We start from the raw sequence: 26,394 nt of genomic DNA, 5'->3' as shown, positions 1-26,394 counted from the left end.
CTGATGACTATCACCTTTATTGCCCACTCCACGCCCGAACCTGCGTTGTACGGCGCGATGGCAGCGATACTTGCTGAGCTACGCGCTTTGCCGCTGTGTCACTTTCCCGTCAGCCATGATGCGCAACGTTACCCGAATGCCCGCCAGCACGTGACGGCGCAAGGGCATGCACTGACCAGCGGACTGCTGTGGCTTGAGCGCCTGACCGGGCGCGGTGCGGGTGAAGAATCCGGTGTTGAATCCCTGATTTATCGGGCACTTAAAGAAGATATCGTCGTACCGTTGCGTGAACCGTTATCCGCAGAACTGGCAGTGCAAATCGCGGAACAGGGTATTGAAATTGAATCATTAACCGTGGTGCGTAATCAGGATAAATTCCAGCTGGAAGACGGCATCACCGGCAAAATTCGCAGCAACGGCTGGGGGCGTGATGCCTTTGGCCGCTGGGCATTAGGCCCGGTTTCACAACCGGTCATGCGGGCAGGAAAAACCCTGCGCGTGGCACTGGTCGGGGATTTTACCGAGCAGCGTGACAGTTATCCGGCGATGCTGGCTGCACTGGGAGACGCCGCCGATGCACTGGCAATGAACATTGATGTGATCTATGTGCCATCGACGTTACTGGGCAGCCAGCTTGATTGCACGCTGTTTGAGGTTGACGGCATTATGTTGCCGGGCGCGACACTCACCCGCAGCGACACGCAGGCCGGACAACTGGCGACCGCCACCTGGGCTCTGGAAAACCAGACGCCGGTATTAGGGATTAATCAGGGTATGCATCAGATGATCACTGCGCTGGGGCAGAAAGTGCTCGGGCAGGAACGCGTGGTGATGCACGGGCCGTCGACGCTCGGCAGCCTGCAAACCGCGTTGCCGCTGGCCGAGCACGTGCAGCCGCGTGTGGGGAATCATCCGGTCATTACCCGCAACGGCAGCCTGCTGGCCAATAAAACGGGGGATGAATTTATGCTGCGCTACAACCAGCGCCGCTATCTGAATCCGCATTTGCTGGCTGAGCTGGAAAACGCCGGGCTGATCGTTTCAGGGTATGACGAAAGTGGCGAACAGGCGCAGGCAATTGAGCTGAACAATCATCCGTTCTTTATGGGTGTGCAGGGGCAGCCGGAGCTGATGTCACGCCGCGAGCGGCCAAATCCGCTGCTGATGGCGTTCCTGCAACAGGTCCGTCAGGGCAACCGTGACCGCGATGTCAGCCACGCCGCGCTGACCCAAAGCGTGCGGCTTAAACATCCGCACCTGCTGATGGGCTGACTGCCAGAAAGATCTAACTGCCGCGATACGTTGAATAAGAATACGGACTGATCAGCAGCGGCAGATGGTAATGATCCTGATCACCGTCGATCACCACATCAATGATCGCCGAGTGATACAGCGTCTCACGACCGGTGGCGGTGAAATACGCGCCGATATCCGCACACAACCGGTAATGCCCGGAGGTGACCGGTTCCGGCGTTAATTTTGCGGCGCGGCCATCGGCATCGGTTTGGATTTCACTGATGATCGTGACGTTCTGCCCTTCAATACATTCCAGCCAGACGCGCACATTCGCCGCGGGCTGCCCTAAAGACGTATCGAGAATATGGGTAGTGATGCGGGTCATTATTGAAATATCTCCTTTAAACGCAGCAGGGTAATTTCTTTGAGTTGTTGCGCCGTTTCCTGATCTTCAGCCTCCGGCGAATTCTGTAGCCGCCGTTGCAGATTATCAAGGATCTCCCCTGAACTGCGCCCTTTAGCGCGGATCAGAAACACCCGCCCGAAACGCTGCTCATAACGCAGATTCCCCTCGTGCAGTGCATCAATCACTGCCTGCTGGCTGATATTGAGCGTCGCCTGTTCGCCACGGGAAAGCTGCGCTTCTTTACTGGCACCGGCGGCGCGTTCACCGATACGCGGGTGCGCCGACAGCGCCTGAGTAATATCTTCAGGTTGCCAGTTTTCGCAGGCCGCTCCGGCGCTGTGCAATACGTCTTGCACAGAAGCATAAGGTCGCGCATCGCTGACGGTTTTCGCCCACGACGGGATATTCACCAGCGGGCGTAACAGGGCTACCGCTTCGAATTCGGATAATGCGTTGAATTCTTCAAAGGTCATAAATGTCCCTCAGCAAAACTCAGCACCGTATTGATATACGCCTGCACCGCGTAAGCTACATCGCCGGTGGTGACCGATTCATCGGGATGATGGCTGATGCCGTCCTTGCAGCGCACAAACAACATGCCGACCGGCCAGCATTCAGCGATAGCAATCGCGTCGTGCCCTGCGCCGCTTGGCAGTGACATCGCCTGCCCCTGTAAATGCAAAACACTCTGACTGAGACGATGCTGCAAACCGTCGTTACATTCAGTCGCGCTGATGCCATAAAACTGTTCGGCGGCAAACGTCAGCCCGCGACGTGCAGCAATATCGCGGCCCTTCGCCAGCAGCGTTTCCAGCAGTGCCGATAAATCATCATCACGCGGTCCGCGTACATCCAGCGACAATTTCACCTGTCCCGGAATGACATTCACCGCACCCGGCAGGCATTCCAGCGTGCCCACTGTCGCCACCAGATTGCGGCCGGTGGCCGTGGTGATGCTTTCAATGGCCAACGTCCATTCAGCGGCGGCGGTCAGCGCGTCCTGACGCTGCCCCATCGGCACGGTGCCGGCATGACCGGCATGACCGGTAAATTCACAATTCAGGCGACGCGCGCCGTTAATCGCCGTGACCACGCCGAGCGGCACATCCGCCGTTTGCAGGCACGGCCCCTGCTCGATGTGCAATTCCAGGTAAGCGCAAAAGTCGCTGACCGCACGCTGTGATGCGCCGATTCTCAGCGGATCCAGCCCGACATCACGCATCGCCTGGGCGACCGAAATCCCCTGCGCGTCCTGACGTTCCAGCCAGTCCGCAGGCCAGGTACCGGTCAGTCCACGACTGCCGAGCAGCGTGATGCCAAAACGTGTGCCTTCCTCATCGCAGAACCCGACAATTTCCACCGCCATCGGCAAACGAATGCCGTTCTGATGCAAATGCGCCACCACTTCCAGCGCGGTCAGCACGCCCAGCGGGCCGTCGTAACGCCCGGCATTACGCACGCTGTCGAGATGTGATCCCAGCAAAATGGCCGGCGATGTCGCATCCAGCCCGTCATAGCGCCCGCAGATATTGCCGACGCTGTCCTGCCAGACACGCATCCCGGCGGCAGTCATCCACTCGCCCACCTGTCGGTTAGCCTGCAAATGTTCCGGCGAGAGATAGACGCGGGTCAGTTGTCCCGGCGTTTCGCTGATGGCGGCGAGTGCGTCGCAACGCGCCATCACCCGTTCAGCGGCAAGCTTTGCGCTTTCTGAAACCGCAGCCAGCGTAAAAGCTTCAGCCATTACTGACCTCCCGCGTAATGATCCCAGGCACCCTGCGCCCCTGCGCCGTATTTCGATGCAAAGCCGAGACGGTTGAGCACCGCTTCAAGCGCCACCAGCGTTTGCAACACGCAGTCTTTACGCGCGTTGTAACCCATGGTGCCGATACGCCAGATTTTCCCGGCCAGCGGACCAAATGAGGTGCCGATTTCAATGCTGAAATCATTAAGCATCATCTGGCGAACCTGTTCGCCGTGGATGCCCGGTGGAATGACTACGCCGAGTACATTGCTCATGCGGTTATTCAGGTCACCGAACACTTCCAGCCCCATGCCCTGAATGCCTGCCAGTAATGCGCCGCCGTGTAATTTATGACGGGCGATGCCGGTATCCAGCCCTTCTTCCAGAATGATGCGCGCACATTCACGCGCCGCAAACAACATGCTGGTGGCTTCGGTATGGTGGTTAAGACGCTCCGGCCCCCAGTAATCCATGATCATCCCCAGATCGAAATAGTTGGAGTAGATCATCTCGTCGTCGCCGTCGGCATGGTCGGCGGTACGGATACCTTGCTCGACACATTTACGGCGGCGGATTTGTTCTTCAAAGCGCGGGCTGATGGTCACTGGCGAACTGCCTGACGGACCGCCGAGGCATTTTTGCAAACCGGCAGATACGGCGTCTAAATCCCATGCGTCGGTTTCCAGCGGGTTACCGCCAAAGGACGCCGTGGCATCGGAGTAGAACAGCACGCCGTGACGGTGGCAGATTTCACCCAGTTGCTCCAGCGGCTGCAACATGGTGGTGGAGGTATCGCCCTGCACGGTCAGCAACCAGCGCGGTTTAACGGATTTAATCGCATCTTCGATTTGCTGCGGATCAAACACTTCGCCCCACGGCACTTCGAGGGTATGAACTTCCGCACGACAGCGACGGGCAATTTCGCACAGCAGATGACCGAAACGACCAAACACCGGCACCAGCACTTTGTCGCCCGGACGGATACCGGAAAGCAGCACGGCTTCGATACCGGCGCGCGAGGTGCCGTCGATCAGGAACGTCCACTGATTGTCGGTTTTGTACAAGGCGCGGTACAGCGCCATCACTTCGTTCATGTAGCCGGTCATCACCGGATCATATTGCCCGACCAGTTGACTCGCCATCGCCCGCAGTACGCGCGGATCGGCATTGATGGGTCCCGGCCCCATCAGCAGACGGGTTGGCGGGTTGATTTGTCCGGGAGAGATGAAATCTGACATAGTTAATCCTTTACGATGTTAGCTTGCGGCAGCCTCAGTAAGGCCGCGTACGGATGCTATAAATTGTTTTAACTCCGGCGTTTGCGGATTGGCAAACAGCGCCCGGCTTTCGCCCTGTTCCCACACGGTGCCCTGATGCATAAACACCACGCGGTCACCCACTTCGCGGGCAAAATTCATTTCGTGTGTCACCAGCACCAGCGTCATGCCTTCTTTCGCCAGTTGCTCGAGCACTTTCAATACTTCGCCGACTAATTCCGGATCCAGCGCCGAGGTGATTTCATCACACAGCAGCACTTTCGGGTTCATGGCCAGCGCACGGGCAATCGCCACGCGTTGCTGCTGGCCGCCGGAAAGATTCGACGGGTAATAATCCATGCGATCCGCCAGACCGACTTTCGCCAGCATCTGCGCGGCCAGTTCACGGCATTCGGCAGCGGACTTTTTCAGCACGCGGCGTGGCGCCAGCATGACGTTTTCCAGCGCGGTCATGTGCGGGAAAAGATTGAAACTCTGGAACACCATGCCCACGGAACGGCTGATGTCACGCGCCTGAGAATCGCGGTCGGTAATGGTCATCCCGCCGAGTTTGATGCTGCCTTCCTGATAGCCTTCCAGCCCGTTCATGCAGCGCAACAGCGTACTTTTCCCTGAACCGCTGCGGCCGATGATCGAAATCACTTCGCCGCTGTCAATATCCAGATCCACGCCTTTCAGTACGTGGTTCTGACCGTAAAATTTCTGAACCTGGTTGATGGTGATCAGTGGCATTACTGTTTCTCTCCACGCAATGATTTTTCTAAATGCTGGCTGTAACGGGACAGCGGATAGCACATCAGGAAGTAGCCCAGCGCCACTAATCCAAACACTTTGAACGGCTCATACGTCACGTTGTTCAGCATCGTTCCGGCTTTGGTCAGTTCGACAAAACCGATAATCGAGGCCAGCGCGGTCCCCTTCACCACCTGCACGGAAAACCCGACAGTCGGCGCGATAGCAATGCGCAGCGCCTGCGGGGTGATCACCCGCCATAACGTCTGACCGAAATTCAGGCCGAGACAGCGCGACGCTTCCCACTGGCCTTTCGGTAATGCGGCAATACTGCCGCTCCAGATATCCACCAGATAAGCGCTGGTATACAGCGTCAGCGCCAGCGCGGCGGCGGTCCACGGGCTGACATTAATTCCAAACAGGCCAAGCCCGAAGAAGGCCAGGAACAGCTGCATCAGCAGCGGCGTGCCCTGAAACAGTTCGGAATATAAACGCACAAATCGTGTCGGCCAGCGGCGTTTGGTGAGACGCAGTAACAGCAACGGCAACGTCACCAGCGTGCCGCCGATAAAAGCGGTCAGCGACAACAATAACGTCCAGCGCGCCGCCAGCAGGAGATTGCGCACAATGTCCCAGTCGGTGAAGGTCATCATCAGTTTTCACTCCCAAAGACACGGCGTCCGGCCAGCAGCAACAACTGACGCATCGCAACCGACAGCAATAAATAAAACAACGTGGTGACCAGATACACTTCAAAACTGAGGAAGGTGCGCGACTGAATTAAGTTCGCGGCAAACGTCAGTTCTTCATAGGACACCTGCGATACCACGGAAGATCCGAGCATCACGATAATGCACTGGCTGACCAGCGACGGATAAATGCGTTTCAGCGACGGCGGCAGCACGATGCGCAGAAACGTCTGACTGCGGGTTAATCCCAGCACGCGCCCGGCTTCCCACTGACCTTTCGGCGTCACCTGAATACCGGCGCGGATAATCTCCGTGCTGTAGGCGCCGAGGTTAATCAGCATCGCCAGCAGCGCCGCTTCACCGGCAGTCATTTTCAGGCCAATGGCTGGCAGGCCAAAGACAATGAAAAACAGCTGCACCACAAACGGCGTATTACGGATGGCTTCGACATACACGCCCCAGACCGCACGCAGGGTTTTATGGTTGCCGCAGCGGATGGCCGCGCCGCAAATCCCTATTGCGACACCGCCAACCGTTGCCATTACCGTCAGCTCAATGGTGGTCCATAAACCGGCCAGCAGTTCCGGCATATAAGGCCATAGCGCGCTAAAGTTAAGCTGATAGGTCATGAAAGATCTCCGTCAGGCCTCTGATCACGCGCCGATGGACGCTGGCAGCGGTGCCTTCATCCATTTTTCAGACAGTGTATTCAGCGTCTTGTCTTTGATGCCTTCGGCGATCAGTTCATTCACTTTGTCTTTCAGCGCGGGTTCGTCTTTACGCAGACCGACGTAGCATGGTGAATCTTTCAGCATGACTTTCGAAACCGGTGCTTTGGCCGGGTTCATGCGGGCAATCGCGGCGACCACCAGGTTGCCGGTAGCGATGTATTCCACCTGGCCGGAAAGGTATGCAGACAGCGTGGTGTTGTTGTCTTCATACCGCTGAATTTTGGCATCTTTCGGTGCCACGCCGGTCAGTGCCAGATCTTCCACCGCGCCACGGGTCACGCCGATGGTTTTACCGGACAGTTCTTTCAGGTCGGACAGTTTGTCACCCTGGGCACCAAACACGCCGAGGAAGAACGGTGCGTAAGCGTTGCTGAAGTCGATGACTTTTTCGCGCTCAGCGTTTTTACCCAGGCTTGAAATCACCAGATCGACTTTATCCGTTTGCAGATAAGGCACGCGGTTGGCGCTGGTGACCGGCACCAGTTGCAACTTAAGTTTCATCTTATCGGCCAGATAATGCGCCATATCGATGTCATAACCTTCCGGCTGCAAATCCTTGCTCACCGAACCAAACGGCGGGAAATCCTGAGGAACAGCCACACGCAGCACGCCACGTTTCTGAATATCCTGCAACTGATCCGCCATTACGCTGGATGCCTGAAGCACCAGCATTGCCGCACCTGCCCATGCCAACAGCCGTTTGTTCATGTTCATAGATTATCTCCGGTGAAAGGTTTTTGGAACGATAGATTCTTATGTTTATAGCTTTGCAACGAATGTGCCAAAAGCCGTGCAGCAGAAAAATTGTGCGCAAAGTCACGGTATGACAAGGAATTAGACAATGAGAGGCGCGATCAGAAGAGGTTTTTTTGCCCTGAATCAGGGCAAAAAGCGTGAACCAATGAAAAATATGATGCACTGAAATTGTGCGCAAGCACCAGAAAAGCGCCCGATTTGTTCTTCAAACGGGAATCAGCGCTGCTCCAGCTCATCCAGATCGTTATACAAATCGCTTATCTGATGAATACGCTGGCGGCCTGAAGCGAGCATATCGTGCAGCAATGCATTGCTGAGCAAATTCGCCAGACTCATGGCAGAAGAATAACTGTCGAACGCCGATACGCTGTCGAGCGGAGCAGCCAGATGCCAGGTTGCCAGCGGGATAAGTGTCTGCGCCTGCGGCTCGCAAATCAGCAACACCGGCACGCCAAGTGACTGTAACTGCATCAGAATTGCCTTCGCCATGCGCGGCCTGCGGCGGAAAGCGACGAATATCACCACGTCCTGCGCGGTAAGATCCACCAGTTCTTCCGCCAGCGTTTGCCCCGGCTGCGGCATTATCATCACGCCAGCGCGCACCTGAATCAGTTGCTGACGCAGGTGCAGCGCCACCGGGTAACTGTTACGAAAACCCAGCAAACGTACTTGCCGCGCCTGATTCAGGGCGGCGATCAGCGCACCGAACTGGGTGCCATCAATCTGGTTAATCCACTGCGTCAGGTTGGCCATTTCCTGTTTATAGTGCCGTGATAACAAGGTGTTACCTTGCACTGCGTCGCGGCTGTCGGTCAGCGGCATCCCGCTCTGGCGCAGGGTGCGCATTTCATCGCGCATATCGCGGTAGCTCGGGTAACCGAGGCGTTTGAACAGGCGGCTGACCGTGGCTTTCGATACGCCGCTAAGCCGCGCCAGTTCGGCGCTGTTATAGCTCATCAGGTCGTCAATACTGGCAAAAATAAAGTCGGCCACCCGCTGTTCCTGCGGCGTCAGTTCTGCGTAATGGTCACGCAGACGCTCATCAATCTGTTTCATCTCTGGCCCTTTTGTAACCAATGTTTCAGTAAATCAGCGGAACATACCATGCACTATGCTTGCCAATGCAAGAGAAATTAGCGCTAAAGCTGCAAGGTTTTGCCGATGTGGAACACCTCTTGCTTAACTTTATCCCTACGCGCCCACAACCCTGCAAGCACGGGCAGCATAAAAAAGCGTTTCTAAAAAGGACATCGCATGATTAACAGTAACAGCGCACCGCTGGGCATGGCGGTCACACCTCATCATCTGGCGAGCCAGAGTGCGCTTGCGGTATTGCGTGAAGGCGGCAATGCCATCGAGGCCATGGTGGCTGCGGCCGCGACGATTGCCGTGGTCTATCCGCACATGAACGGGCTGGGGGGCGATGGCTTCTGGCTGATCGTGCCGCCGCAGGGCAATCCGGTGGCGATAGACGCCAGCGGTGCCGCAGGCTCCCTCGCCTCTCTCGATTTCTACGCCGGTGAAACGCACATTCCGCACCGTGGCCCGAAAGCCGCGCTGACGGTAGCGGGCACCGTCGGCGGCTGGCAGGAAGCGCTGAATGTGTCGGCTGAATTTGGCGGCGAGCAAAAACCGCTCTCCCGCCTGCTGCGTGACGCCATCCGTTATGCCGCTGATGGTATTCCGGTGACAGCATCGCAGGAAGCGGCGACCCGCGCCAAGCAACACGAACTGAAAGATTTCCGCAGCTTTGCCGATGTTTTTCTGCCTAACGGCGATGTGCCCCGCGCCGGAAACCGCTTCACTCAGCCGCAACTGGCGCAGACGTTATCGATGCTGTGCGAGGACGGGCTGAACAGTTTCTATCGCGGTGAGCTGGCCGACAATATGGCCGCCGACATGGAAAAGCTCGGCATGCCGGTGACCCGCGCCGATCTCGCCGCTTACAAGCCACAGCGCCGTGTGCCGTTGCGGCTCAAACACAGTAAAGGCGAAATCTACAACCTGACACCCCCGACGCAGGGACTGGTTTCGCTGGCGATCCTCGGCCTGACTGACCGTTTGCCGCTGGAAACCATGGACGAAAGTGCCACCATTCACAGCGTGGTGGAAGCCACCAAACTGGCGTTCGGTCTGCGCGATCGCTTTATCACCGATCCGCGCATGATGACGCAGGATGCACAGGAACTGCTGGATCCACAGTATCTCGATGCTCTTGCGACCCGCATCAAACCACACAGCGCCGCCGACTGGGGTAAAGGTAAAGGGCCGGGCGATACCGTCTGGATGGGCGTGATGGACAGCAGCGGGCTGGCGGTTTCTTTTATCCAGAGCATTTATCACGAGTTCGGCAGTGGCGTGGTGCTGCCGGGCAGCGGCGTGTTGTGGCAAAACCGCGGCGCGTCCTTCAGCCTTGATGCCGGTCATTTACTGGCGCTGGCACCGGGCAAGCAACCGTTCCATACCCTCAACCCTGCCGCCGCACGCTTATACGACGGGCGCACCATGGTTTACGGCTCAATGGGGGGTGACGGCCAGCCGCAAACGCAGGCCGCCGTGTTTATCCGCCATGTAGTACAGGGGCAATCTTTGCAACAGGCGATCAGCGGCCCGCGCTGGCTGCTTGGCCGTACCTGGGGCGAGAGTTCGGATTCACTGAAACTCGAAGGCCGTTTTGCCTATCCGACGCTGGCCGGGCTGAGGCAGCGTGGTCACGACGTCGAACTGTTGCCGGATTTCAGTGAAGCCGTCGGTCACGCCGGTGCCATCGTTCGTCACACCAACGGCATGTTTGAAGGTGCCTCCGACCCGCGCAGCAACGGCAGCGCCGCCGGTTTTTGATCAGGGTTTGCATAACAGAATGGATAAGGAAGCAGAATGAAAAATACCTCCGCAGCGACCGACTGGGCCGCCTATATCCGCCAGATGGAATCCGTTCTGGCGCTGGAACTCGACGACGCACGCCGTCAGGAATTGCTGGTGCAGTTCAGCCGCATTGCCCAAATGGCACAACCGCTGATGGATTTACCGCTGGATCCGCGTCTGGAAATTGCCGGGGTGTACCGCGCATGAAATCGTTTGATAGCTTTACCATCAGCCAGTTACATCAGGCGATTGCGCAGGGCGAAATCTCGGCCACAGAAATCGCCACCTCTACGCTTGACGCCGTTGAACAGGCCAATCCGGTCATCAACGCCTGGACGCAGATCACCGGCGATCGCATGCTGAGTGAAGCAGCGAAAGTGGATAAAAGCCGCGCCAGCGGTGCCGTACTTCCGCCGCTGGCGGGCATTCCTTATGCGGTGAAAAACCTGCTGGACGTGGCCGGTGAAGTGACGCTGGCCGGTGCCAGCCTCAACAGCAGCAACGCCGCTGCACGCCATGACGCCTGGACGGTTTCACGCCTGGCTTCTCAGGGCGCGATGCTTTCCGGCATGCTGAATATGGATGCTTATGCGTACGGTTTCACCACAGAAAACAGCCATTACGGTGCCACCCGTAACCCGCGGGATCTGGCGCGGGTAGCCGGAGGCTCTTCCGGTGGTTCGGCCGCCGCCGTGGCTGCCGGGCTGGTGCATTTCACCCTCGGCAGTGATACCAACGGCTCGATCCGCGTGCCGTCCTCATTAAGTGGTATTCTCGGCCTGAAACCGACCTTCGGGCGGATTTCACGTCGCGGCAGCCAGCCGTTTGTCGCCAGCCTCGATCACATCGGCCCGATGGCACGTTGCAGCGAAGATTTGTCGCAGGTCTATGACGCCATACAGGGCACGGATCCGCAGGATCACTTTCAGGCTGACAAACCTGTCACAGAAACATTTTCCCAGCTTAAGCGCGGGCAACAGGGCCTGCGCAGCGCCGTACTGGGCGGATACTTTTCTCTCTGGTGTGACGACCACGCCAAAGCAGCCGTACACCGGATAGCGCAGGCACTGGCAGCCCAGGAAGAAATTGAAATGCCACAGGCCGGGCTGGCACGATCCGCCGCGTTTATCATCAGCGCGTCGGAAGGCGGCAATCAGTACCTGCCAAAACTGCGCAGCATTCCGGAACAGTTTGAGCCACTTTCACGTGAGCGTCTGCTCGCTGGCGCAATGATCCCGGCGGCATGGTATGTTCAGGCGCAGCGTTTCCGTCAGCAATTTCAGCAGCAAATCTTGCCCTTGTTCGATCATTGGGACATTCTGATCGCCCCTGCCACGCCGTGTCCGGCAACGTTGCTTGGTCAGGAAACCATCCGCATCAACGGTCAGGATCTGCCGACACGCGCCAACATGGGCATGCTGACACAGCCAATTTCGTTCCTCGGCTTGCCGGTGGTGACGGTGCCGGTCACCACGTCGACCGGCCTGCCGATAGGATTACAATTGATTGCGCCACCGTGGCGCGAAGATCTCTGCCTGCGTGCCGCCTGGGCACTTGAGCAACAGGGAATAGTGAATGTCAGCAGTTCTCCGGTGATGCCCGCGTAACAACCCGCATCCCCGTTTTCCCAGGGTGAAGTGAAAAGAGTAAAGAGAGTCACTATGAAAACTGAACATATCGACCGCCCGGCGATCCTCGCCGAAATGAATGCGGCGTTTTATCGCTATGAACAGGCGCTGATCACCAACGATACCGCCGTACTCGACGAACTGTTCTGGCACGACCCGCGTACCGTGCGCTACGGCGCGGGAGAAAATCTTTACGGCATTGACGCCATCCGCGCATTCCGCACAGCGCGATCGTCACAAGGGTTAGACCGGGAACTGGTCAACACGACTATCACCACGTTTGGCGATGACATGGCGGTCGCCAGCACAGAATTCCGCCGGGAAGGCAGCGACAAGATTGGTCGTCAGCAGCAAACGTGGGTGAAGATGGCGAGTGGATGGAAGATTGTGGCGGCGCATGTGAGTCTGATGGTTTGACCGAACCAATGGGCGGTTCAGCTTTGGAAAGCTGAGGAAACTGTTCTTTTCCAGGAATGGACGGTGACAATTTCGGTTCCCACCGAGGGGAAATCTGAACGGTGATAATTTCGGTTTCTCAATAACAGCGATCACTTATCGCGCTGCGCCGAAACCGCCCAAAAGGGGAAAGTGCTTTTCCCCTTTTGGATTTCCCCTCGCTGTTACAACACGCGCTTCGCTCGCTGGCTATGTTCCAGTTACCACCATGACAGGCTGGAAATCTTGCCGCTCTGCGGTTCCTTCTCTCGGTCTTCGAGCCATAGGTCTCGAAGCCGCTCCGTTCAGCAAGATTTCTGAATCGCCCGTGGGCTTTTTAAAAAAATATAGTGAGGTTGTGAAGTTGAAGCCTGAGGCCGGTTCCAAAATCGCGCCGGAGGAGAGGTGGAAAACCGCGCGTCTTTTTGCGCGGGTTGTAACCCGAACGGAGGGCACCGCGGAGCGGCGGGATTTTGCGGCTATCACTATGGCTTATGAAACATAGCCAACGAGCAGAGCGCGCAGTGAAAGAGCCTGGGATTCTTAAGGGGTGCGGCGATAGGCGCCCCTTAAGGCCAGTTTGGGCGGCGAGCCCAAGGTTTTGAATTTGAATTTGAATTTGAATTTGAATTTCGAGATTAAACACCGAAATGTTTAACCCAATGTTCCGCAATTTCCTGCCGCTTACACACCCACACGCGATCATGCGATTCGACGTAATCGAGAAACCGCTGTAAAGCGCGAAATCTCCCCGGGCGTCCCAGGATCCGACAATGCATCCCAATCGACATCATTTTCGGTGAGGTTTCGCCCTCGGCGTACAACACGTCAAATGTGTCTTTCAGATAGGTATAAAACTGTTCGCCGGTGTTGAAACCCTGCGGAGAGGCAAACCGCATGTCGTTGGTTTCCAGCGTGTAAGGGATGACCAGATGCTGCCTGGTTTCGCCATTTTCCAGTTTTACCGGCGTCCAGAACGGCAGGTCATCGCCATAATAATCGCTGTCATACTGCAACCCGCCCGATTCCACCACCAGCTGACGGGTGTTCGGGCTGTCGCGTCCGGTATACCAGCCGGACGGCGCTTTGCCGAACAGGTCACGCAGCACGGTGATGGCTTTTTGCATGTGCTCCGCCTCTTCGGTTTTGCTCATGTCCTGATAATGGATCCAGCGCCAGCCGTGGCTGACAACATCGTAATCTGCTGCTTTGATCGCACTGACGATTTCCGGATTGCGAGCCAGTGCCATTGCCACGCCGAAAACGGTCAGCGGTAAGCCGCGTTTCTGAAACTCATTGTGGATGCGCCAGAAACCAGCACGCGAACCGTATTCGTACAGCGAATCCATCGACATGTGGCGGTCGGGGAAACTGGCGGCACCGATAATGTCCGATAAAAATTGTTCAGAACCGGCATCACCATGCAGAACGTTATTCTCTGCGCCCTCTTCATAATTGAGCACAAACTGTACCGCAATGCGCGCGTTGCCCGGCCAGTTAGCGTGGGGCGGGCGTCCGGCGTAACCGATTAAATCGCGCGGGTAAGCATCAGTAAAACCGTATTCAGTATCAGACATAGTGTTCTCTCAGATTCAGCCCGGCAAAACGGCCAGACAAGGGTTTTTCCAGCGGATAATCCAGATCACCGTGTTTACTGGTCGTCAGGCGAAGAGCTGCCAGTGACTCGACCATTTTGACCGCCGCGCTGACGCCATCGATCACCGGTATACGCAGCTCGCGCGTCAGTTCCTGCGCCAGATCGGCCATTCCGCCACAACCGAGCACGATCGCCCCGCTGCCGTCAGATTTTTTCGCCGCGATACACTGCTCGCGCACTTTTTCCTGCGCCAGCCCGCTGCCGTCTTCCAGTGATAACACCGGCAGATCGATGGCGTGCAAGGCCGCGCAATGGCGTTCGAACCCGTACTGATGCAGTAAATGCCGGGCGATCGTCAGTGTACGCGGCAAGGTCGTCACGATAGAAAATCGCGTCGCCAGCATCGTCGCCAGATGCATTGCCGCTTCCGCAATACCGATAACCGGCGCATGCGCCAGCTCGCGGGCAGCCAGTAATCCGGGGTCACCGAAACAGGCAATAATATGGCCGTCGACACCGGCATCGCGTCCGGCTTTTATCTGCTGCAACACGCCCAACGCGGCAATCGCTTCATCGAAATGGCCTTCAATTGACGGCGCACCTTCTTCAGGGCAAACGGCCAGAATTTGTGTATCCATCCCCGCAACCGAGCGGGCAGTTTGCGCCATCACTTCGGTCATCGCCTGGCTGGTGTTCGGATTGATCAGTTGTATACAAAGTGATTTGACCATCAGCCTGGCTCCTTACCTGCAACCGGCTTCTGAACCGCAAATATCTGCGCAAAATCGGGGGTCTGCCCGTTATGTTGCTCAAAACGCAGACTGGCGACGATGGTGTCGAAATGATGCGCCATGCTTGCCGTCAGCCCGGCGACGTCGCGCTTTTTCAGCAACTCAATAAGGTCGTCGTGATCATGGCAACGGCAGCCCTGTTGCCACGGTGCGCCCCAGGCAGCAATCGCCAGCGAGGAACGCAGGGTCAGTTGCGAGACAGACTCAGTCAGCACTTTATTGCCGGAAATAGCCTGAAGCTGAACATGGAAGGCGGCGGAAAGGCGGATCGCAGCGGCACCGTCACGTTCATCGTGCGCACGCTTTTCTTCCTGCACCAGTTTTTTCAGCGCCACCAGATGTGGCGACTGGCAATGCGCAATCACCAGCGGCAGGTTGGCGCACTCCAGGATTTTACGGGTTGCGAAGACATCGCGCGATTCTTCAGCGTCCGGCGTGGTGACATGCGCACCACGCTTGGGCAATAACGTCACCAGTTGCACTGCGGCAAGGCGCTGCAGGACGCGGCGAATCCCCGTGCGGCTGACTGAAAACACCTCAGCCAGCGCTTCTTCCGGCAATTTACTGCCCGGCAAAAGCTGGTGTTCCACAATAGATTTCACCAGCGCGTTATAAATATGGTCGTCCTTATCCTCGGTAAAATAGGCCGTATTAAGCCCGTTCCAACTGGTCATTGCCGTTACTCCGTATACCGTTCGAGAATTTAATCGTATACATGAAAGTTAATTTTTGTATACAAAAAATGAAATTTGGCCTGATTCATGCAGTGCTCCTGTGACTGCTTTTTAACTTTTGGCAGCCGGCATCCGGCTTCCGACTTTCACATGTTGTTTATGACAGGAGCACGATTTATGCCAAATCAGGAAATCACCTCCGCCACGGCGTCATCAGAACAGAGCGCCGGGATCATCAAACCTTATTACAGCCCGAAGCTGTGTAACGATGATTTAGCGCCCACCCGTGACCAAAACTGGAGCTGGTACAACATATTTTCTTTCTGGATGTCCGATGTACACAGTATGGGCGGCTATGTGGTGGCCGCGAGCTTCTTTACGCTCGGCCTGACCAGCTGGCAGGTTCTGCTGTGTTTGTTGTGCGGGATTTGTATCGTGCAGATTTGTGCCAACCTGGTGGCGAAACCGAGCCAGCAGGCCGGTGTGCCTTACGCGGTCATTTGCCGTCAGGCATTTGGCGTATTCGGAGCGAATATACCGGCAGTGATCCGCGGGCTGATCGCTTTCGCCTGGTACGGCATTCAGACCTATCTGGCGGCTAATGCGTTAATGCTGGTGCTGCTCAAATTCTTCCCATCGCTGACACCTATGACCCTTCCGCACTGGCTGGGATTGTCGGCGCTGGGATGGGTGTGTTTCGGCATTATGTGGGTGTTGCAGGCGATGGTGTTCTGGCACGGGATGAGCGCGATTAAGCGTTTTATCGATGTGGCGGGTCCGGCGGTATATGTCGTTATGCTGATGCTGGCGGGCTGGATTTTGTATAAAACCGGGCTGAGCAATATCTCCTTTACGTTATCCACCAAAACCCTGACGGTCGGCCAGCAAGGCTGGGAAATGCTGACCGCCACGGCGCTGGTGGTGTCTTACTTCTCCGGTCCGCTGCTGAACTTCGGCGACTTCTCACGTTACGGGAAAAGCATGGGCGAAATCCGTCGTGGTAACCGCTGGGGCCTGCCGTTTAACTTCCTGCTGTTCTCGATTGTGACCGTAGTGATCGTTTCAGGGACACAATCACTGTTCGGGCAGATGATCACCGATCCTATCGAAACCGTCAGCCGTGTGGGTAACAGCGTGGCTGTGGCGCTCGGCCTGCTGACCATGATCATCGCGACCATCGGTATCAATATCGTGGCGAACTTCGTGTCTCCTGCGTTCGACTTCTCTAACTGTTCGCCGCAGAAAATCAGTTTCCGTACCGGCGGGATGATCGCCGCAGTCGGTTCTGTTCTGCTGACACCGTGGAACCTGTTCCAGTCACCGGAAATTATCCACTATACGCTGGACGTGCTGGGATCCTTTATCGGGCCACTGTTCGGGATTTTACTGGCGGATTATTACCTGATTAAACGCGGTCATATGGATGTGGATGCGCTGTTTAACGCCACGCCTTCCGGCCGTTACTGGTACCGCAACGGGTTCAACCCGAAAGCGATTGCCGCGCTGGTGCCGGCGGTGGTGATTGGTCTGGTGATAAGCTTTACGCCGAGCCTGCATCAGGTAGCGAACTTCAGCTGGTTTATTGGTGCCTTCCTGGCTGGCGGTTTCTATCGTTACATCGCCCGTCATGATCGTGCGACCAGCGGTGCAATTGGCTATATGAAAACCGAAGCGGAATAACAGGAAGGAAATAGCCAGGACGGCTGAAACGACGAAGCCCTGAGTGATTTCTCACTCAGGGCTTCTGAATAGTGGCGGAACGGACGGGGCTCGAACCCGCGACCCCCTGCGTGACAGGCAGGTATTCTAACCAACTGAACTACCGCTCCGCGTTGTGTTCTGGTTAAGAACGGAGCGGATATTAAGGAATGGCCGCCGTTACGTCAATGCTTTTCCTGATATTTTCAATCAACCGCACAGTTTTTCCGCAGGCTGGACAATTTCAATCCAAAAGTCAGAAAAACGGCTTACGAACGCCACAAACAGCTACCGCCCTTTTTCACCACTAAATCTAAACGCTCTTCATGCCACGCCAGTTCCTGATCAGTGGCGGCGATGACTTTTAACCCGGAGGCTGGCCGCGCAACACGCTGGATCCCCAAGCCGTCAGCGCCAGTATTTTGCTCGCCTTCGTGGGTGAATTTAATGCTGGTCTGGCCGCCGGTCATCATCAGATAGACTTCGGCAAGAATCTCGGAGTCAAGCAACGCGCCATGGAGCGTACGCTTGCTGTTGTCGATCAGGTAGCGATCGCTCAGGGCATCGAGGTTATTACGCTTGCCCGGGAACAGCTTGCGCGCCATGGCCAGGCTGTCGGTAATTTTGCAGAACGTCTCGGTTTTCGGCAGATTACGGCCGAGCATGTCGAACTCGTAATCCATAAAGCCGATGTCGAACGTCGCGTTATGAATGACTAATTCGCCGCCGCGAATGTATTCAATGAAGTCGTCGGCCACGTCGGCAAACGTCGGTTTATCAGCGAGGAATTCGTCGCTGATACCGTGAACGCCAAAGGCTTCCGGATCCACCAGACGATCGGGTTTGAGATAAACATGGAAATTGCGCCCTGTCAGGCGGCGGTTAACCACTTCAACAGCACCGATTTCGATAATCCGGTGCCCTTCATAATGGACGCCGAGTTTATTCATACCGGTGGTTTCAGTATCGAGAACGACGATCCTGTTAGAGGTGTTTTGTAAATCCATGGCTTTTTATCCAACGCTGACAGTCAATTACAGAAACGATCTGCCCGGCGCGAGACAGGGTGACGCGCCGGGCACTTTTTCTTACGCAGGGATTTGCTGTGTAATGCAGTGGATGTTACCACCACCCAGCAGAATTTCACGGGCAGGAATACCCGTGATTTTGTACTCAGGATACATTTCACCCAGCAACTTCTCAGCTTGCTTATCCGTTTTAGCGTCGAGCAGCGGGAAGATAATGTGGTTGTTGCTGATCAGGTAATTGACGTAAGACGCCGCCAGACGGTTACCTTCCACACGCTCAATGGCTGTGCCCGGCAACACCCCGATCGTTTCTTCCGCAGTGGCATGCATAACCGGAGGTGAGGGCATTTTCCAGATTTTCAGGCTGCGCCCTTTGGCATCTTTCGCCGCTTCCAGCACTTTCAACGCTGCCGCCGAACGCGCGTACTGCGGGTCCTGCTGATCGTCAGTCCAGTGCAATGCAACTTCTCCCGGACGCACGAAGCAGCACATGTTATCAATGTGACCGTCTGTTTCGTCGTTAAATACGCCGTCTTCCAGCCAGATGAATTGCTTAACACCGAGGAGTTCCCGCAATTTCGCCTCAATCTCTGCCTTCGACAAATCAGGATTGCGGTTAGGATTGAGCAAACATTCAGCGGTGGTCAGCAAAGTGCCTTCACCATCAACATGAATGGAGCCACCTTCCAGTACCAGATCCGTTGAAACATAAGGAATGTGATGATAGTTCGCCACCTGACGCGCCACCCGCTGATCACGCTCCCAGCTTGAGTAAAGGCCACCGTGCAAGCCGCCCCATGCGTTGAATGTCCAGTCGATAGCCAGACGTTCACCTTGCGGATTGACCACAATGGTCGGGCCGGTATCACGCATCCACGCATCATCGCTTTCCATTTCCACCAGCGTAATTTGTGCTGGCATCACTTCGCGTGCATTTGCCATTTCTGCTGCCGGAACCGCCATAAATACCGGCGTTTTGGTCGCAATCGCTGCCGCTACGTTAGCAAAAGCCAGTTGGGCCGGACGCCCGTTTGAGCGCCAGTTATCGGTGCGATAAGGCCAGATCATCCAGACAGCCTGCTGCGCAGCCCATTCAGCGGGCATCGCAAAACCTTCAGCCTGAGGATTGATATCAATAGAAGACATCAGTTATTTCCTTGTTGAACCGTCGGACGTCGCGATTGCGCCATACATTTCAGGACGGCGGTCGCGGAACAGACCCCAGGATGCGCGCTGTGCAGCGATAGCATCCAGATCAAAGGTATGAACCAGCACGGCTTCTTCCGTTTTGTTGGCCTGCTCAACCAGCGCACCGGTCTGATCAGCAATGAAGGAAGAGCCGTAGAAGGTCATTTCATAATCAGGAATGAATTTGCTTTTTTCAGTACCAATGCGGTTTGAGGCGATCACCGGCACCAGATTTGCCGCAGCGTGGCCCTGCTGAACACGGGTCCAGTGTGGCTGGCTGTCAATTTCCGGATAGGCCGGTTCGGAACCAATCGCTGTCGGATAGAAGATAATTTCCGCGCCCTGTAATGCCAGACAGCGGGCAGTTTCCGGGAACCACTGATCCCAGCAGATACCCACGCCGATTTTCGCGTAACGGGTATTCCACACTTTGAAGCCGGTATCACCAGGAATGAAGAATTGTTTTTCCTGATAGGCCGGGCCGTTCGGAATGTGAGTTTTGCGATAGACATCCAGCACACTGCCGTCAGCATCAATCATGACCAGCGAGTTATAATAGGCGTTATTGCACTTCTCAAAGAAGCTCAGAGGAAGCACCACTTCCAGTTCTTTCGCCAGCGCAGAGAAATGGCGGATAAGCGCGCTGTTGTCCAGCTCCTGTGCCAGGCTGTAATGCTCAGGGCTCTGATCAATACAGAAGTAAGGTGCAGCAAAAAGTTCCTGAATCAGAATAACTTGCGCGCCTTTGGCATGTGCCTGGCGAACCAGCTTTTCGGCGTTAACAATATTATTTTCCAGATCCCAGCTGCAGCTCATTTGTGTTGCAGAAACCGTTACATTTCTCATCAGACATCCTTAAAGCATTGAAAAATTGGCAGTGAAAAAACCATGAAAGGCTCAACTCGCTCAGAGTTTTGAACTGGCACTCTGCATTTTCCTATTATATTGCAAAAGACAGCGCTCTCCAGCCAAAAGAGTGATGAATGCCCGGGCAACCTGTTACATCCCCCCGCTTTCAGACAGTTACACCTCAAGATATTGCTGTGCCCGGCACGGCGGTTTATGTCAGACTTGGTTTTTACATTTGATGAAAGAGCCTGCCAGATATGACCAAACAGGTAGAAATTTTCACCGACGGCTCCTGCCTGGGTAATCCCGGCCCCGGCGGTTTCGGCGCGATTTTACGCTATAAGCAACACGAAAAAGAGTTCAGCGCGGGTTTTCGTCTGACCACCAATAACCGCATGGAAATGATGGCGGCGATTGTGGCGCTTGAAGCTCTGAGCACACCATGCGAAGTGACGCTGAGCACCGACAGCCAGTATGTTCGTCAGGGGATCACATTGTGGATCCACAACTGGAAAAAACGTGGCTGGAAAACTGCCGATAAAAAACCGGTGAAAAACGTCGATTTGTGGAAGCGTCTTGATGCCGCGATCCAGACGCATGAACTGAACTGGATGTGGGTGAAAGGCCATGCCGGACACCCTGAAAATGAACGCTGTGATGTGCTGGCGAAAGAAGCCGCAGGGAATCCGACGCTGGACGATTTAGGCTATCAGGCGGAGAATTAATTCCGCAGGCCCCACAGCCCATCCCAACCTTCCCCTTGTGAAAGGGGAAGGTGCAAGACTTCAGTCCCGATGCTCCTTCCGGTAACTCTTCGTTGCGCCCACCGCCTGCGGTATTTTCTGTTTCTGCGCAAGAACTTTTTTCGCGGTTGGCGTCAGCGGGAAAGTCCGTTTACGGGCAATAATCAGCGTCATGCACCCCAGCGCGGGAAGGTGCGTACTCAGCAATTTTCCGCCATTCTTTTTCCACGGCAGCACGTGAAAACGCCGGTGCACCATCACTTCATAATTAAGCAACGACAGCCAGTCGAGCAGACGCATTTGGGTAAACAAGCGGCTGCTGTACGGCTGACGTTTGCGAAAAAGCGGCATCAGTTTGCCAATGCCCAGCAGGCTGAGCGGATTAAAGCTACTGAGCACCATCCAGCCATCATCAATCAGCACGCGGTCCACTTCGCGCAGAATGCGGTGCGGGTCATCCGCGTAGGCCAGCGTATGGCTGAGCAGGCAGGCATCCACTGATTTTGCTGCGAAAGGTAAATGGTACGGATCACCCCGAACATGCAGCCCCTCGCCTTCCTGGGCAAAGTTTACCTGATGCGAGATCGGGCATGCCCGGGCGTCGATTTCGGCACTTAATGCGCCGATTTTCAGCAGGTGGAAACCGTAAAGTTTCCCCCACCAGGGTTGCAGTTGTTGCTCAAGCGCGGCACGGTAGTAGCCGCCGCACGGGATCTCATCCCAGGAAGCCGGAGCAACAATGGTCTTGCGGATGCGGGCTGGTCGCATAGTTTATTATCTTCTTTCAAGCAGTTGCCAAAGAGAGGTTGCCATGAATCTTATCAGTATTCCGGCGTTGCAGGACAATTACATTTGGATGCTCGATGACCAGCAGGGGCATTGCCTGATCGTCGATCCCGGCGAAGCAGCGCCAGTTTTGGCCGCGTTGAAAAAGGCCAATTTAACCCCGACAGCCATCCTTCTGACACATCATCATCACGATCATGTGGGGGGCGTTGATGAGATTTCGAGCCATTTTCCGGGTCTAAAAGTATACGGACCTCACGAAACTGAGAATAAATTTAGTCAGACTAGTCTTAAAAATGGTGAAAAAAGGGTAATTGGCGGTCTGGAATGGCAGATCTTTGCTACGCCCGGTCATACACTTGGTCATATTTCATACTATAGCGCGCCTTATCTTTTCTGTGGAGACACGATGTTTTCCGCCGGATGCGGTCGCTTGTTCGAAGGGACGCCGGAGCAAATGTACCAGTCGTTTCAACGGTTAGCGGCGTTGTCTGACGAAACATTAGTCTGCGCAGCACATGAGTACACTCTTTCAAATCTTAAGTTTGCGCGCTCTATTTTACCGGAGGATGATGATATTCTTTCTCATGAGCACAAAGTGCAACAAATGCGTGAAAAGGGACAATCTTCCCTGCCTTCAACCCTCGGTCTTGAGCGTAAAATCAACCTCTTTTTACGATGCGATGACGTTGATTTACAAAACAAATTAAACCTTAACGATCCCTTAAAGCCTGACTGGCAGGTTTTTGCCTATTTAAGGGCACTCAAGGATAGCTACTAGACCCAAAGGTTGTGTTTTTTTCCGAAGCAAAGTATTATCGCTCGTCTTTTAAGCAACTATGACACACACATGAAGGCAAACGCGATCCTAATAATCGCCTCCATGTTGCTCACAGGTTGCCAGGCGTCCAGGCAGGGCGTGAAGGTACCGGAACAACATGCACAGAGTTTGTCTTCAGCAAGTCAAAGTGAAGAAGCAGGACAGTTCACAGGTGATGGCCGAGCGGCCTCTGGGGGATGGTTGGATGGAAACGACACCGTCTCCCAACAAAATCTGTGGAACTTCATAGGCGACGAGCTGAAGATGAAGGTTCCGGATAATCCCCGGATCCGCGAGCAAAGAGTTAAATATTTAAAAAATAAGAGCTATCTCCACGATGTAACATTACGGGCAGAGCCGTACATGTACTGGATCACCGAGCAGATTAAGAAACGTAATATGCCGATGGAACTGGTACTGCTACCCATAGTGGAGAGCGCTTTTGACCCCAAAGCAACCTCATCAGCTAACGCTGCAGGGTTGTGGCAAATTGTGCCGCAGACGGGTCGAAACTATGGTTTGAAACAAAACCAGTGGTATGACGGACGCCGTGATGTTGTGGCTTCGACAACTGCTGCGCTTGATATGATGCAACGTCTGAACAAGATGTTTGGTGGCGACTGGTTACTGACCGTTGCTGCGTATAACAGCGGTGAAGGCCGTGTCATGCAAGCGGTGAAAGCGAACAAAGCCAGAGGCCGTTCCACGGATTTCTGGGCACTGGCGCTGCCACGTGAAACATCGATTTATGTGCCGAAAATGTTAGCCCTTAGCGACATTCTCAAGCACAGCAAGAAATACGGTATCAATCTGCCGAAACCGAGTGAAGACCGTGCTCTTGCGCGTGTTGAAGTCGGACAGCAGATGCAACTGACCCAGGCGGCTGAGATGGCGGGCATGTCCCTGACCAAGCTTAAGTCGTTTAACACTGGCTACAAGAAAAATGTAACCGCGCCGAATGGCCCGCATTACATTGTTCTGCCGAAGGCGCATGCCGACCAGTTAAAAGATTCACTGGCTGATGGCGATATTGCCGCAGTACAGGAAACCAAACTGGCCAGCAACACTCCGTCAGGTGCAAAACAGTACAAGGTTCGCTCCGGCGACAGCTTGTCTGGCATTGCAGCCCGGCTGAATGTGAAGACCCGTGATTTACAGCGTTGGAACAATTTGCGCTCAGCAGGCGCGTTAAAAGTTGGGCAAACACTGCAGGTGGCGGATAACAGCGTCAGCAATACCAGTGCCAATCGCGGCAGTATCACTTATCAGGTACGTAAAGGTGATTCATTGTCGAGCATTGCTAAGCGTCACGGCGTCAACATCAAGGATGTGATGCGCTGGAACACCAATGCCGACAACCTGCAACCGGGCAACAAGTTAACGTTGTTCGTCAGCAACAAAATGAGTCCTGATACCTGATTCGAAAGGTACCGGTAATAAAAAAGCACCCTGAATATTCCGGGTGCTTTTTTTATGTCTGCGTTTTTTAGCGGACGAATTAAGCGTTATTGCGTCAGCGGTTTTCCCGCCATAAATTCTACCCGCAACGGGTTATGGTCAGAGGCTCGTGTTTCCATCACCGATGCGCTGGTGACGCTGAGATCCCGGTAGAAAATGAAGTCCAGCGGTCTGCCGAACGCCCGCTTGCGGTAATCAGAAGGAAAACGGACTTCCTCCAGATGGATATTTCCCGCAAAGCCAAACAAGGCATTGATACGCTGTTTGCTCCACGCATTAAAATCCCCGGCCATGATCACCGGCCCTTTGTGATTAGCAATCTGCTCACCAATCGGATCCAACTGCTTGCTGTAAACGTCGATGCCAATGCTGAAATTGACCGCATGAATGTTCACCACCATCAATAAACGACCATCTACAAGCGGATACACCGTAACTAAAGCCGATTTAGACAGCCTCAGAAGCGGCTCACGCTCACGCAGCGGGCAACAATAAACCGGATGTGCCGCAGAGAGTGTCATCACGCCAGAGGGGTGCTGAGGCAGCATAAAGGCAGGCACCTGATCGGCGGCCAGATAATTTGAGGTCGCGTAACGGATCAGTTCAGGGGTTGTCTGGGCTTCCTGAAGCAAGACCAGTTGCGCATCTTTGCCATAATCACGCAGAACTGACAACCAGTCAGCCCGCTGTTGTTTGAAGATATTCCACACCATCACGCGCAAAATATTCGAATTGGGCAGTGCAGCACCCGGCGGCAAATCTGGTCCTAAATGTGCGAGGACTCCCGGAAAGATTTGCTCTGCGGGCTGACCTGCGACATACCTCATTGCATATGTTTTTTTCCGCACGCTAATCGCCTGTTTACCCGTTATATCGTTGCTATATGAGAGAGATTCTCACAGCGAAAGCTCAGTATACGCCCGCAAGCGCTCAGGCCAAATCTGTTTACATTGGTATACAACCTGGTCACATCTATAGGCTAGCATAAAAATAAAAACGGCCCGCCAGAGGCGAGCCGTGCAGACGCAGACGCAGAATGACAGGATAATCAGGCCAGCGCCGCTTTGGGTTTTCGGTCCAGATGGCCGCTCAGGCAGATAAGCAGCAGCGCACCCGCGACGATAACCGCTCCAATCCATGGCGTTTGCGCCAGGCCAAGGGTGGAAACCACCTGCCCGCCAATCACTGACCCCAGGGCAATACCGACGTTAAAGGCCGCAATGTTCAGGCCGGAAGCAACATCGACCGCATTTGGCGTCACCTCTTCGGCTTTCTGCACCACATAAACCTGTAATCCCGGTACGTTACCGAAAGCAAAGATGCCCATCACCAACAGCGTGATTAACGCCGGAATACCGAAACCTGAAGTGAACTGGAAAATCAGGAGCAGCACAGCGAGTGCGGCAAAAATAATCGTCAGCGCTTTGACTGCGCCATGACGGTCAGCCAGTTTGCCGCCCCAGATATTCCCGATGGCCACCGACACGCCATACGCCAGCAGGATCCAGCTCACCATGCTGGCTGAGAAACCGGCTTGTTCCTGCATCATCGGAGCAAGGAACGTAAAGGTAGTGAATACGCCACCGTAACCCAGCGCGGTAATGGCGTAAATGAGTAACAGTCGCGGATTCATCAGCACTTTTACCTGATCTACAATGCGTGACGCAGGTTTGTTTTTGATGTTATTGGGCACCAGAATAGCGCTGGCAATAATCGCCACGACACCAATAACTGACACGGCGAGGAAGGTTTCGCGCCAGCCAAAATGCTGACCTATAAATGTCCCGAGCGGCACACCGGTCACCAGCGCGACGGTCAGACCGCCAAACATCAGCGCAATCGCAGAAGCCGCTTTTTCTTTCGCCACCAGACTGGTGGCGATCGTCGAGCCAATAGAGAAGAAAACGCCATGCGCCAGACCGGTCAGCAGACGCGCCATCACCAGCGTGCTGTAATTCGGTGACTGCCACGCCAGCAGATTACCCAGCGTGAACAACACCATCAAACCAATCAGCAGCGCTTTGCGCGGTACGCGGCCGGTCAGCGCCGTCAGAACCGGCGCGCCAATCGCCACACCGAGGGCGTATATAGACACCAGCAAACCGGCTGACGGGACCGAAACCCCCAGTTGCTGCGCGATAGTCGGCACCAGCCCGACGATGACAAACTCTGTTGTTCCTATAGCAAACGCACTGATGGTCAGTGCTAATAGTGCAAGCGGCATAACCTTTACTCCACATGAATATCGATTTGATGGCGACGA

27 protein-coding genes and 1 tRNA gene are annotated in these 26,394 nt (G+C 55.1%); 9 read left to right on the top strand and 19 right to left on the bottom strand.

Features of this window, described 5'->3' with window-relative positions; all coding sequences use genetic code 11:
* The first annotated feature begins 3 nt into the window (after positions 1-3).
* Positions 4-1,272, top strand: coding sequence for a glutamine amidotransferase-related protein (locus HGO41_RS00240; protein WP_013574271.1), 1,269 nt, complete (start codon positions 4-6; stop codon positions 1,270-1,272).
* A gap of 13 nt (positions 1,273-1,285) precedes the next feature.
* Here the strand turns inward: HGO41_RS00240 and uraH are convergent, their stop codons facing one another.
* From uraH to HGO41_RS00195, 9 genes are all read right to left on the bottom strand, one after another.
* On the bottom strand, positions 1,286-1,621 hold the full coding sequence (uraH, locus tag HGO41_RS00235) for a hydroxyisourate hydrolase (protein ID WP_112197222.1): 336 nt from the start codon (positions 1,619-1,621) through the stop codon (positions 1,286-1,288).
* Positions 1,621-2,115 (bottom strand): 2-oxo-4-hydroxy-4-carboxy-5-ureidoimidazoline decarboxylase, encoded by a 495-nt coding sequence (uraD, locus tag HGO41_RS00230; protein WP_112151326.1) that lies wholly within the window; start codon positions 2,113-2,115, stop codon positions 1,621-1,623. The genes uraH and uraD overlap by 1 nt, the downstream gene beginning before the upstream one ends.
* Positions 2,112-3,386, bottom strand: coding sequence for an allantoate amidohydrolase (gene hpxK, locus HGO41_RS00225; protein ID WP_013574268.1), 1,275 nt, complete (start codon positions 3,384-3,386; stop codon positions 2,112-2,114). The genes uraD and hpxK overlap by 4 nt, the downstream gene beginning before the upstream one ends.
* Positions 3,386-4,624, bottom strand: a complete 1,239-nt coding sequence (locus HGO41_RS00220) for a pyridoxal-phosphate-dependent aminotransferase family protein (RefSeq protein ID WP_217147216.1) — start codon at positions 4,622-4,624, stop codon at positions 3,386-3,388. Before HGO41_RS00220 ends, hpxK begins: the two co-directional genes overlap by 1 nt.
* Positions 4,625-4,642: 18 nt before the next feature.
* Positions 4,643-5,395, bottom strand: a complete 753-nt coding sequence (locus tag HGO41_RS00215; RefSeq protein ID WP_037036540.1) for an amino acid ABC transporter ATP-binding protein — start codon at positions 5,393-5,395, stop codon at positions 4,643-4,645.
* The gene (locus tag HGO41_RS00210) at positions 5,395-6,045 is read right to left on the bottom strand and encodes an amino acid ABC transporter permease (RefSeq protein ID WP_191996181.1); all 651 of its coding nucleotides are present in this window, start codon (positions 6,043-6,045) and stop codon (positions 5,395-5,397) included. Before HGO41_RS00210 ends, HGO41_RS00215 begins: the two co-directional genes overlap by 1 nt.
* 2 nt (positions 6,046-6,047) lie before the next feature.
* A complete protein-coding gene (locus HGO41_RS00205) occupies positions 6,048-6,713 on the bottom strand; it encodes an amino acid ABC transporter permease (protein ID WP_013574264.1) in 666 nt (221 codons plus the stop codon).
* Positions 6,714-6,737: 24 nt separating this feature from the next.
* Positions 6,738-7,529: a transporter substrate-binding domain-containing protein gene (locus HGO41_RS00200; protein WP_037036542.1), complete on the bottom strand. Its 792-nt coding sequence runs from the start codon at positions 7,527-7,529 to the stop codon at positions 6,738-6,740.
* Positions 7,530-7,787: 258 nt separating this feature from the next.
* Positions 7,788-8,627, bottom strand: a complete 840-nt coding sequence (locus tag HGO41_RS00195; RefSeq protein ID WP_037036543.1) for a MurR/RpiR family transcriptional regulator — start codon at positions 8,625-8,627, stop codon at positions 7,788-7,790.
* 198 nt (positions 8,628-8,825) lie between these two features.
* Here HGO41_RS00195 and HGO41_RS00190 point away from each other — a divergent pair, with 198 nt between their 5' ends.
* From HGO41_RS00190 to hpxZ, 4 genes are read left to right on the top strand one after another with little or no spacing between them, the layout of a single operon-like run.
* A complete protein-coding gene (locus tag HGO41_RS00190; RefSeq protein WP_112151327.1) occupies positions 8,826-10,412 on the top strand; it encodes a gamma-glutamyltransferase family protein in 1,587 nt (528 codons plus the stop codon).
* Between the two features lie 36 nt (positions 10,413-10,448).
* On the top strand, positions 10,449-10,643 hold the full coding sequence (gene hpxX, locus HGO41_RS00185) for an oxalurate catabolism protein HpxX (protein WP_013574260.1): 195 nt from the start codon (positions 10,449-10,451) through the stop codon (positions 10,641-10,643).
* Positions 10,640-12,043, top strand: coding sequence for an AtzE family amidohydrolase (locus HGO41_RS00180; RefSeq protein WP_250980666.1), 1,404 nt, complete (start codon positions 10,640-10,642; stop codon positions 12,041-12,043). Before hpxX ends, HGO41_RS00180 begins: the two co-directional genes overlap by 4 nt.
* A 54-nt stretch (positions 12,044-12,097) precedes the next feature.
* Positions 12,098-12,481, top strand: a complete 384-nt coding sequence (hpxZ, locus tag HGO41_RS00175; RefSeq protein WP_013574258.1) for an oxalurate catabolism protein HpxZ — start codon at positions 12,098-12,100, stop codon at positions 12,479-12,481.
* A gap of 656 nt (positions 12,482-13,137) precedes the next feature.
* On the opposite strand, the gene puuE is transcribed toward hpxZ, so the two are convergent.
* Genes puuE through HGO41_RS00160 form a run of 3 tightly spaced genes read right to left on the bottom strand, consistent with a single transcriptional unit; the run spans position 13,138 to position 15,561 of the window.
* Complete coding sequence (gene puuE / locus HGO41_RS00170; protein WP_013574257.1) at positions 13,138-14,076, bottom strand: allantoinase PuuE; 939 nt, start codon at positions 14,074-14,076, stop codon at positions 13,138-13,140.
* Positions 14,069-14,827 carry an aspartate/glutamate racemase family protein gene (locus tag HGO41_RS00165; RefSeq protein WP_112197226.1) on the bottom strand — a complete coding sequence of 253 codons (759 nt, stop codon included), beginning with the start codon at positions 14,825-14,827 and terminating at the stop codon, positions 14,069-14,071. The genes puuE and HGO41_RS00165 overlap by 8 nt, the downstream gene beginning before the upstream one ends.
* Positions 14,827-15,561, bottom strand: a complete 735-nt coding sequence (locus HGO41_RS00160; RefSeq protein WP_013574255.1) for a GntR family transcriptional regulator — start codon at positions 15,559-15,561, stop codon at positions 14,827-14,829. Before HGO41_RS00160 ends, HGO41_RS00165 begins: the two co-directional genes overlap by 1 nt.
* Positions 15,562-15,738: 177 nt before the next feature.
* Between HGO41_RS00160 and HGO41_RS00155 the strand changes: the two genes are divergently transcribed.
* Positions 15,739-17,241: an NCS1 family nucleobase:cation symporter-1 gene (locus HGO41_RS00155; protein WP_013574254.1), complete on the top strand. Its 1,503-nt coding sequence runs from the start codon at positions 15,739-15,741 to the stop codon at positions 17,239-17,241.
* 72 nt (positions 17,242-17,313) lie between these two features.
* Here the strand turns inward: HGO41_RS00155 and HGO41_RS00150 are convergent.
* From HGO41_RS00150 to aguB, 4 genes are all read right to left on the bottom strand, one after another.
* Positions 17,314-17,390 (bottom strand) — tRNA-Asp (locus tag HGO41_RS00150).
* Positions 17,391-17,528: 138 nt separating this feature from the next.
* Positions 17,529-18,266, bottom strand: a complete 738-nt coding sequence (gene dnaQ, locus HGO41_RS00145) for a DNA polymerase III subunit epsilon (RefSeq protein WP_013574253.1) — start codon at positions 18,264-18,266, stop codon at positions 17,529-17,531.
* A gap of 81 nt (positions 18,267-18,347) precedes the next feature.
* Entirely contained in the window at positions 18,348-19,433 is a 1,086-nt protein-coding gene (aguA, locus tag HGO41_RS00140; RefSeq protein WP_013574252.1) for an agmatine deiminase, read from the bottom strand.
* A gap of 3 nt (positions 19,434-19,436) precedes the next feature.
* A complete protein-coding gene (gene aguB, locus HGO41_RS00135; RefSeq protein ID WP_013574251.1) occupies positions 19,437-20,321 on the bottom strand; it encodes an N-carbamoylputrescine amidase in 885 nt (294 codons plus the stop codon).
* 260 nt (positions 20,322-20,581) lie between these two features.
* Here aguB and rnhA point away from each other — a divergent pair, with 260 nt between their 5' ends.
* Positions 20,582-21,049, top strand: coding sequence for a ribonuclease HI (rnhA, locus tag HGO41_RS00130; protein WP_013574250.1), 468 nt, complete (start codon positions 20,582-20,584; stop codon positions 21,047-21,049).
* 60 nt (positions 21,050-21,109) lie between these two features.
* On the opposite strand, the gene HGO41_RS00125 is transcribed toward rnhA, so the two are convergent.
* Positions 21,110-21,835, bottom strand: a complete 726-nt coding sequence (locus HGO41_RS00125) for a class I SAM-dependent methyltransferase (protein ID WP_013574249.1) — start codon at positions 21,833-21,835, stop codon at positions 21,110-21,112.
* Positions 21,836-21,878: 43 nt separating this feature from the next.
* On the opposite strand from HGO41_RS00125, the gene gloB reads away from it, so the two are divergent.
* Complete coding sequence (gene gloB / locus HGO41_RS00120) at positions 21,879-22,634, top strand: hydroxyacylglutathione hydrolase (protein ID WP_250980665.1); 756 nt, start codon at positions 21,879-21,881, stop codon at positions 22,632-22,634.
* A 69-nt stretch (positions 22,635-22,703) separates the two neighbouring features.
* Positions 22,704-24,092 (top strand): murein transglycosylase D, encoded by a 1,389-nt coding sequence (mltD, locus tag HGO41_RS00115; RefSeq protein ID WP_013574247.1) that lies wholly within the window; start codon positions 22,704-22,706, stop codon positions 24,090-24,092.
* A gap of 86 nt (positions 24,093-24,178) precedes the next feature.
* Here mltD and HGO41_RS00110 read toward each other — a convergent pair whose 3' ends face one another.
* A complete protein-coding gene (locus HGO41_RS00110; RefSeq protein ID WP_013574246.1) occupies positions 24,179-24,979 on the bottom strand; it encodes an endonuclease/exonuclease/phosphatase family protein in 801 nt (266 codons plus the stop codon).
* A gap of 200 nt (positions 24,980-25,179) precedes the next feature.
* Positions 25,180-26,355 (bottom strand): MFS transporter, encoded by a 1,176-nt coding sequence (locus HGO41_RS00105; protein WP_013574245.1) that lies wholly within the window; start codon positions 26,353-26,355, stop codon positions 25,180-25,182.
* Positions 26,356-26,394: the final 39 nt, after the last annotated feature.

The sequence above is a fragment of the Rahnella sp. CG8 genome, from assembly GCF_023701875.1.
GTDB classification, from domain to species: Bacteria; Pseudomonadota; Gammaproteobacteria; order Enterobacterales; family Enterobacteriaceae; genus Rahnella; species Rahnella aceris.
The sequence above is the reverse complement of the archived record's forward strand: the minus strand, read 5'-3'. Positions and strand labels throughout refer to the sequence as shown.